Here is an 8,548-nt window from a genome sequence, read left to right on the forward strand (position 1 = left end):
CGTCAGCACCATCCTTGCGGCAATCGACTGGCCTTCGAGCACGAACTTGCTGCTGGTCGGCCATCAGCCGTGGCTCGGCCGCCTGGCCAGCCTGCTGATTGCGGGCGCTGAGATGGAGTGGAGCGTGAAGAAAGCCGCCGTGTGGTGGCTCTGCCGCCGCATGCGCGAAGACGAGGCGCAGACTGTGCTGCGCGCCGTGGTCAACCCGGATCTTGTGTGACACGTCATCATTGTCACGACAACGCCACGAAAAATTCACGCAACAGTCACGAATGACACGCTTTTGTCGCTGATCTGTCATGCAGCGTCTCTAGAATCGCCCCCGAAAGCAACCCTCAGCCACCCTAGGGGATCCGAATGCGAGACCTGCCGACGCCCACCCAGCCGTTGATCGACGCACTGCCGAGCCTGAATCTTGGCCAGGCCAACGCACGGAGGGGTCTTCCTCGCCAATCCGACGCTGTTCCGGCGCGTGACAAGCCTGTTCTGGCCGTTTCGTGGGCGCGCCACCAGGATGAAGTGACCGAAGCGCAACGCCTGCGCTACAAAGTCTTCGCCGAAGAAATGGGCGCCCGTCTGCCCTCGGCCCATACCGAGCTCGACGTCGACATGTTCGACGCCGTATGCGATCACCTGATCGTCCGTGACCAGAAAACGCTGCGCGTGGTTGGTACGTACCGCGTGCTGCGCCCTGACGCTGCCAAGCAGATCGGCTGCCTGTACTCCGAATCCGAATTCGACCTCGTGCGCCTGACGCACCTGCGCCCGAAGATGGTTGAACTGGGCCGCTCGTGCGTGCACCGCGACTACCGCTCGGGCAGCGTCATCATGGCGCTGTGGGCTGGCCTGGGTGAATACATGCAGCGCTACGGCTTCGAATCGATGCTGGGCTGCGCAAGCGTATCGATGGGTGACGGCGGCCACTTTGCCGCAAGCCTGTATCGCAGCTTCGTTGACGACGGCTCGCTGGCGCCGATCGAGTACCACGCCTTCCCGCGCGTACCGTTGCCGGTGGATGAGCTGAACCAGAACCTGGAAGTCGATCCGCCCGCACTGGTCAAGGGCTACCTGCGCCTTGGTGCCCGCATCTGCGGCGCCCCGGCTTGGGACCCTGACTTCAACGTTGCCGACTTCCTGACGCTGCTGCGCCTGTCGGACATTAACCCGCGCTACGCACGCCACTTCCTGCGCGGCTGATCCTTCACCGCTGCAAAGCAAAACGGCCCGGTTCGAAAGACCGGGCCGTTTTGCTTGAATCGGCACCGCAAGGTACCTAACTGCAGATGGGCTACACGTAAGTCACCTTGTAGCGGCGGCCGATGCGCTGCCATTCGTCGGCTTCCTGCGTAAGGCTGTACTCGACCAGCGGATTCTGTTCGATCCAACGCTTCGGCAGTTCTACCTCAAAGCCGCCTTCGTTGAGTTCGCCTTCGCTCTGGCGCACCTTCAGGCCCGGCAACTGGATCGCGCCGCGCCGGCGGCACAACACAAAGGCCAGACGCAGACTGAACAGCATCCGCCAGTCCAGGAACTTGCCACCGCCCGAGAGCTTGCCGAGCTTACCGGCATGCCCCAGCAGTAGCGTTGCCAGGCGCGCCTGATCGGTCCTCGAGAAGCCCGGCATATCGGCATGGCTGGCAATGTAGGCCGAGTGCTTGTGATAGCCGCTGTGCGAGATGCTCATGCCGATCTCGTGCAAGTTTGCGGCCCAGCCGAGCAGCGCAAGATTGTCCTCACGGCGCTCATCAGGCGGATCGGGAAACTGCGACAGCAACGCCGTCGCCGCATCGCGCACACGATGCGCCTGCGAGCGATCGACGTTATAGCGACGCATGAACTGCTCGATCGTCACCGTGCGCATGTCTTCATGGTGGCTGCGACCGAGCAGGTCGTACAGCACGCCCAGGCGCAACGCGCCGTCGGTCACGTCCATGCGGTCGATGTCGAGTTCGGCAAATACGCCGAGCATGATCGACAGGCCGCCCGGCAGCACCGGAACGCGGTCCGACTTCAGGCCACTCAACTTCAGGCGGTTGGCGTTCTCCGCTTTGATCAATGCACGCTTGAGGCGCTCCAGCCCTTCGCGGGTGATGCCGTGGGCGCTGCCCTTGTCGCTCTTGTCATTGAAGCCATTGAGCTCGATCAGTTCTGCCAGCGCGCGCGCCGTGCCCGACGAGCCCACTGCCTGGTTCCAACCGGCCGTGCGGTACTGCTGCACGAGGATCTGGATTTCGCGACGCGCGGCCAACTCGGCCTGCTTCATCGCGTACTCATCCACGTTGCCGTTCGGGAAGAAATGGCGGCTGTGCGAGACGCAGCCGATGTAGAGCGATTCCATCAGCTTAGGCTTGTAGCCATTGCCGATAATGAACTCGGTAGAGCCGCCACCGATATCGACCACCAGCCGATTGCCCTGGCACGCCGGCGCATCATGCGATGCACCGAGATAGATCAGCCGAGCCTCTTCGCGGCCCGCAATCACTTCAATGGGGAAGCCGAGCGCTGCCTCCGCTTCGATCAAGAACTCCTGCGCGTTCTTGGCCACGCGCAGCGTGTTGGTGGCCACTGCACGCACGTGGTCAGGCGAGAAGTCGCGCAGGCGATCGCCAAAGCGGCGCAGTGCATCAACACCGCGGCGGCGCGCAGGTTGATCCAGGTATTTATCTTGCGTAAGCCCGGCGGCCAAGCGCACCGGCTCGCGCAGTGCATCGACCTGGAAGATCTGGCTGCTGCTGGCGCCATTGGCAGTCACGGTTTCGTCGACGCGGCCGATCATCAGCCGAAAGCTGTTGGAGCCCATGTCGACAGCGGCCAGCAGACGGGGTGTGGGACTCATGAATGAGAAACGGTAGGAAACGCGATGGGCGTTTTTAGGGATTGTGGTTCGAAACGTTGCGCCACAAAATATGTCTCTATTGTGTCGTCAACGTGACAATTCAAATGTGTCACAAATTTGACACCAGAATATGAAAAAGTGGCCGGATAGTCATTCGCTGGAACAGAACATGTCGACATTGCCCGCGGGCGATCTGCTCAATCGCGAACTGGGCATCCTTGAATTCAATGCCCGGGTGCTGGCCCAGGCGGCCGACCCTGGCGTGCCGCTCATGGAGCGGCTGAAGTTCATCTGCATCGTGTCGAGCAATCTGGATGAGTTCTTTGAGATCCGCATTGCCGGGTTGAAGGAACAGATGCGCGACAACCCGTCGTCTATCACCCCCGATGGCCTGTCGGTACAACAGGCATTTGGCGTGGTGACGGAACAGGTGCGGCAACTGGTCACGCAGCAGTATGCCATGCTGCAGGACGAGATCCTGCCCCTCCTGGAGAAGGAAGGCGTCTTCTTCCACATGACCACCAACTGGAACGAAGCCCAGCGCGCCTGGTGCCGCAGCTTCTTCCAGCGCGAGCTGGTGCCGATCCTGACCCCGATGGCGCTGGACCCGGCACACCCCTTCCCGCGCGTGCTCAACAAGAGCCTGAACTTCATCATCGAGCTCTCTGGCAAGGACGCCTTCGGCCGGGAAGCTGAGCTTGCCATCGTGCAGGCACCCCGCGCCCTGCCCCGCCTGGTGCAGATGCCGCCAGAGCTGTCGGGCTATCCGTATGGGTTCGTGCTGCTGTCGTCGTTCATGCAGGGCTTTGTGCACGAGTTGTTCCCGCAGATCGACGTGCATGGCTGCTACCAGTTCCGCGTCACGCGCAACTCCGATTTGTTCGTGTCAGAAGATGAAATCACCGACCTGCGCGAGGCATTGCAGGGCGAACTGTCCACGCGCCACTTTGGCGATGCGGTGCGCCTGGAAATCGCGCATGACACGTCGCCTGCGCTGGTACGCCGCCTCTTGCAGGAGTTCGGCCTGACCGAAGCTGACTGCTACCGCGTCAAGGGCCCGGTGAATCTGGTGCGCCTGCTGCAGGTGCCGGACATGGTCGACAAGCCGGTGCTCAAGTACCCGCCGCACGTGCCGGCGACGGTCAAGCAGGTTGCCAACAGCACGAACATCTTCGACGCCATCCGCCAGGGCGACATCCTGCTGCACCATCCGTACGAGAGCTTCACGCCTGTGCTGGAGCTGCTGCAACAGGCTGCGCGCGACCCCGACGTGGTGGCCATCAAGCAGACCGTCTATCGCACCGGTAACGAATCGCCGGTCATGGAAGCACTCATCAAGGCCGCGCGCAACGGTAAGGAAGTCACCGTCGTCGTCGAGTTGCTGGCGCGCTTTGATGAAGAAACGAACATCAACTGGGCCGACCAGCTTGAATCTGCCGGCGCGCATGTCGTGTATGGCGTGGTGGGCCACAAGTGCCACGCCAAGATGCTGCTGGTGGTGCGCCGTGAGGTCTCCGGCAAAGGCAAGACCGTCAAGCTGCACCGCTACGTGCACCTGGGCACCGGCAACTACCACCCCAAGACCGCCCGCCTCTACACTGACTTCGGCCTGATGACGGCCAACGAGCAGATCTGCGAAGACGTGCATCACACGTTCCAGTTGCTCACCGGCACGGGCGCACAGGTGAAGCTGCATCACTTGTGGCACTCGCCGTTCACGATGCATGAAAACTTGGTCGAGCACATCCGTGCCGAAGCGCGCGCCGCACGCGCAGGCAAACGCGCGCGCATCATCGGCAAGATGAACGCACTGCTGGAACCGACCATCATCGATGAGCTGTACAAGGCCTCGCGTGCCGGCGTGAAGATCGACCTGATCGTGCGCGGTGTGTGCGCGCTCAAGGCGGGCGTGCCGGGGCTATCGGAGAACATCAGCGTGCGCTCGATCGTCGGGCGCTTCCTGGAACATCACCGCGTCTATTACTTCCATGCTGCCGGCGAGGAAGTCGTCTACCTCTCCAGCGCTGACTGGATGGACCGCAACCTGTTCCGCCGCGTGGAAGTGGCCTTCCCGGTGCTCGATCGCAAGCTCAAGGCGCGCGTCATCAAGGAAAGCCTGCAGGTGCATCTGCGCGACAACGCATCGGCTTGGGTGATGCAAGCGGACGGCACCTACGTGCAACGCACGACGCGCGGCAAGCACGTGCGCATCAGCCAGCTTGAGTTGTTGAACCACTTCTCGCCGCAGGCTGCTGCAGCGGCGGAAACGGCGGCAGCCGTGGCCGCAGCGACGGTTGCTGAGGCGACTGTCCGCACACCAGTGGAAATTTCTGCAGGCTGATCTGCGACACTGCCCCGCAAAACAAAACGCACGCTCTGCAGCGTGCGTTTTTCATTGGGTGATCGGTTTGGCGCGAGGTTGAATCAGGCCGCGCGCTCGTCGCTGACGCTTACACTGCGCACCACCGTGCGCTCTGGCGGAAACACTGCGCGGAACGTGCTGCCCTTGCCGTGCTCGCTCGTCACCTGCAGTTCGCCACCGTGGCGCGAGAGTACGTGCTTGACGATCGCAAGGCCGAGACCCGTACCTCCGGTATCGCGCGAGCGGCTACGGTCAACCCGATAGAAACGCTCAGTCAGGCGCGGGATATGCTCGGGTGCGATGCCGATGCCCGTGTCAGTCACAGAGAACATCGCGTGCCCGTCCTTCACGCTCCAGTCGAGGCGGATCGCACCGCCATCGGGCGTGTAGCGAACCGCATTGGAGGCCAGATTGCTGAACGCGGAGAGCAGTTCCAGCTCGGCCCCGCACACGCTCACCGCCGGATCGCACGTCATGCTGATGGAGTGGCGGCCGGCAGAAAGCGCCTCGATGTCATGCTCAAGCTGCAGCATCATGCGCTGCATCGGCACCGGCGTGACTGATGGCGGCTCGGGGTTACCCTCCAGCGTCGCCAGCGCCAAGAGATCTTCCACCAGGTGCTGCATGCGCATGGCCTGCGTATGCATCATATCGAGGTAGCGCTTCTTATCTTCCTCAGGCAACGGAATATCGCGCACCGTCTCAAGAAAACCCGAGAGCACCGTCAATGGTGTCTTCAGCTCATGCGAGACGTTGGCGACGAAGTCGCGGCGCATGGCCTCGGTGTTCTCCAGCTTGGTGATGTCTTGTGACACCAGCAGCTTGCGGTCTTCGCCATACGGCAGGACCTGGACAGAGACGATGCTTTGCTTGTGGGGGCCCACGTCATGCATGGTGAGCGGCTCCTCGAACTCGCCGCGCGCAAGGTAGCGGACGAACTCCGGTCTGCGGATCAGGTGGGTGATGCGTTGGCGCAGGTCACGCTTGGCAGACAAGCCGAAGTGCTCCTCGGCCACAGCGTTGCACCATTCGATCTGGTCTTCAGCGTCGAGCATCAGCACGCCGTTGGGCGATGCTTGAATGGCCTGGATGAAACGGCTGTGCTGCTGCTCGACCTGCAACACCTGCGTACGCCAGCCCTTCATGAGCCGGTGCAGCCGGTAGTAGACCTCGCCCCATAGGCCGAGCGCGCTGGGGATCTCGCCATAGGCCGGCGAGTCCAGCACGCGCCATAGGCGCTGGATCTGATAGACGTAGTAAAGGAGCATCACCAGCAGCAGCGCGCTGAGCACAGCCAGCGCAACCACATGGTTGGCGAAGACATACAGACACGCCGTGATGATGCCGCCCAGGGCGACAAAGACGGCGAAGCGGGTCCAGAAGACGTTCATGAAGGCATTCTAAGCGCTGGACCGCAAGGATCGTATGAATGCGGTGTGTAAACGCGCGATGGAAAAAAACCTGACTCGCGCGCCCGTTCAGCCGATACGTTACTGCCCCGGATTACGCGCCAGGCGATAGCCGCTGCCGCGCACGGTTTCGATCATGTTGCTGTAGCCACCCGGAGCGAGTGCCGCGCGCAGGCGCTTGATGTGAACGTCCACGGTACGCTCTTCCACGAACACGTGATCGCCCCACACCTGATCAAGCAATTGCGAGCGGCTGTGCACGCGCTCCGGATGCGTCATCAGGAAATGCAGCAGGCGGAACTCGGTCGGGCCCAGATCGAGCTTGATCGGGTTTTCTGCTTCGATGTTCGTGGCCGTCACGCGATGCGTGGCCGGGTCAAGCTTCAGGCCGTTGATGGCCACCACGTCGTCGGTCAGCTGCGGCGCACGACGGCGCAGCACGGCCTTGATGCGAGCCAGCAGTTCCTTGGGCGAGAACGGCTTGGTGACGTAGTCATCCGCGCCGCTGTCCAGGCCCATGATCTTGTCCTGCTCTTCGCTGCGGGCGGTCAGCATGATGATCGGGATCTGGCGCGTACGCTCATTGGCACGCAGCTCCTTGGCGAACATCACGCCAGACTTACCCGGCAGCATCCAGTCCAGCAAAACCAGGTCTGGCAGCACATCGCTCATCAGCGACAGCGCCTGTTCAGCGTTGTACGCACGGATCGGGTAGTGACCTGCGTGCTGCAGGTTAACGGCGATCAGCTCGGCGATCGCCGGTTCGTCTTCCACGACCAGAATGCTACTCGGCATGCTCACGTCTCCATCCTGCCTTTTTTATTCGCCCTCGCCCTGGATCTCACGCTCCAGCGCCTCGCGCCCAGCGTGCCGGACGTCGGTTCCCTTGACGATGTAAATGATGAATTCGGCGATGTTCTTGGCATGATCGCCAATACGTTCGATCGCCTTCGCAATGAACAGCAGATCCAGCGACACCGAAATCGTGCGCGGATTTTCCATCATGTAGGTGATGAGCTCGCGCATGAAACCGCGGAATTCCTCGTCGATGGCCTTGTCTTCCTTCAGGATCGACACGGCCTCGGCGGTGTCCAGCCGCGCGAAGGCATCCAGCGCATGACGCAGGATGGTTGCCGCCATGTCGCCCGAGCGCTCAACACCCGCATAGTTCAGCGCGTGCGCCGACGGGTCTTGCATGAGGCGCTTGGTACGCTTGGCGATCTTCGCCGCCTCGTCGCCGGCGCGCTCCAGGTTGGTGATGGTCTTCGAGATGGCCATGACCAGACGCAGGTCGCGGGCGGTCGGCTGGCGGCGCGCGATGATGTTGTTGCAATCGCCGTCGATCTCGATTTCGAGCGCGTTGATCTCCTGCTCCACCGCGAGCACCTGATCGCACATCTCGGTGTCGAAGTTGGCCAGCGCACGCATCGCGCGGGCGATCTGCGCTTCAACCAGGCCGCCCATCTGCAGCACCTTGGTGCTGATCGAGGTCAGGTCCGTATCAAACTGCGATGACAGATGTTTCTCAGACATCGGTTTCTCCTTGTCGCTTCAGCGCTTGTTCCAGATCAGCCGAAGCGGCCGGTAATGTAGTCTTCCGTTTCCTTGCGGTGCGGCTTGATGAAGATCTTCTCGGTCTCACCAAACTCGATCAACTCGCCCAGGTACATGTAAGCCGTGTAGTCGGAGCAGCGCGCCGCCTGTTGCATGTTATGCGTCACGATGACGACGGTGTAGTCGTCTTTCAACTCAGCAATCAGCTCTTCGATCTTACCGGTGGAAATCGGGTCCAGTGCCGAGCACGGCTCGTCCAGCAGCAGCACTTCCGGACGGATGGCGATGCCGCGTGCGATGCACAGACGCTGTTGCTGGCCGCCCGACAGGCCGTAGCCCGACTGGTTGAGCTTGTCCTTGACTTCGCTCCACAGCGCGGCCTTGGTC

The 8,548-nt window shown here is 61.9% G+C and carries 7 protein-coding genes and 1 pseudogene; 3 read left to right on the plus strand and 5 right to left on the minus strand.

The features are described 5' to 3' along the window. Together JHD73_RS24880 and JHD73_RS24885 are read left to right on the plus strand one after the other, a co-directional pair. Positions 1-220, plus strand: a pseudogene (locus tag JHD73_RS24880) (histidine phosphatase family protein); the annotation flags it as partial. 137 nt (positions 221-357) lie between these two features. After that, complete coding sequence (locus tag JHD73_RS24885; protein ID WP_199032847.1) at positions 358-1,197, plus strand: GNAT family N-acetyltransferase; 840 nt, start codon at positions 358-360, stop codon at positions 1,195-1,197. Between the two features lie 91 nt (positions 1,198-1,288). Here the strand turns inward: JHD73_RS24885 and ppx are convergent, their stop codons facing one another. Then, the gene (ppx, locus tag JHD73_RS24890; protein ID WP_199032848.1) at positions 1,289-2,836 is read right to left on the minus strand and encodes an exopolyphosphatase; all 1,548 of its coding nucleotides are present in this window, start codon (positions 2,834-2,836) and stop codon (positions 1,289-1,291) included. A 169-nt stretch (positions 2,837-3,005) separates the two neighbouring features. Here ppx and ppk1 point away from each other — a divergent pair, with 169 nt between their 5' ends. After that, the gene (gene ppk1, locus JHD73_RS24895; protein ID WP_199032849.1) at positions 3,006-5,177 is read left to right on the plus strand and encodes a polyphosphate kinase 1; all 2,172 of its coding nucleotides are present in this window, start codon (positions 3,006-3,008) and stop codon (positions 5,175-5,177) included. An 83-nt stretch (positions 5,178-5,260) separates the two neighbouring features. Here ppk1 and phoR read toward each other — a convergent pair whose 3' ends face one another. From phoR to JHD73_RS24915, 4 genes are all read right to left on the minus strand, one after another. Next, a complete protein-coding gene (gene phoR / locus JHD73_RS24900) occupies positions 5,261-6,589 on the minus strand; it encodes a phosphate regulon sensor histidine kinase PhoR (RefSeq protein WP_199032850.1) in 1,329 nt (442 codons plus the stop codon). A gap of 99 nt (positions 6,590-6,688) precedes the next feature. Beyond that, positions 6,689-7,402: a phosphate regulon transcriptional regulator PhoB gene (phoB, locus tag JHD73_RS24905; RefSeq protein ID WP_024975443.1), complete on the minus strand. Its 714-nt coding sequence runs from the start codon at positions 7,400-7,402 to the stop codon at positions 6,689-6,691. A 24-nt stretch (positions 7,403-7,426) separates the two neighbouring features. Further along, on the minus strand, positions 7,427-8,140 hold the full coding sequence (gene phoU, locus JHD73_RS24910; RefSeq protein WP_199032851.1) for a phosphate signaling complex protein PhoU: 714 nt from the start codon (positions 8,138-8,140) through the stop codon (positions 7,427-7,429). 35 nt (positions 8,141-8,175) lie between these two features. Then, a partial coding sequence (locus JHD73_RS24915; protein WP_199032852.1) for a phosphate ABC transporter ATP-binding protein occupies positions 8,176-8,548 on the minus strand: 373 nt, incomplete at its 5' end.

It is taken from the genome of Ralstonia sp. ASV6, from assembly GCF_016429285.1.
Lineage (GTDB): Bacteria > Pseudomonadota > Gammaproteobacteria > Burkholderiales > Burkholderiaceae > Ralstonia > Ralstonia flaminis.